The sequence below is a fragment of the Staphylococcus gallinarum genome (genome assembly GCF_000875895.1).
Classification (GTDB): Bacteria; Bacillota; Bacilli; order Staphylococcales; family Staphylococcaceae; genus Staphylococcus; species Staphylococcus gallinarum.
On sequence record NZ_JXCF01000175.1, the window covers coordinates 1 to 241 of the forward strand.

General features: G+C 39.0%; 1 pseudogene. It reads left to right on the forward strand.

Annotated features, from left to right (window positions below):
- Positions 1-241: pseudogene (locus tag SH09_RS13950) on the forward strand (DUF334 domain-containing protein); the annotation flags it as partial.

The window sequence follows — 241 nt, forward strand, 5'->3', positions numbered from 1 at the left end:
AGAACGAGAATACGATGAATATGCAGACACGTTCGAAGTTGACTGGGACGCAGTCGCAGAAAATTCAGAAGACCTTAGAAAACGAAGAATTGCAAGAACTGAAGAAACAAAACAAGCTAGGAATAAAATATATATCAGAGATGAAAGAACAACAGGACTTGAGAGAAAAGGAATTGCAGGCAATCAAGTCGAGTTTGAAAAAGACGACGGAGGACTTTCAAGGTAGAGGTAAAAAAGTCCA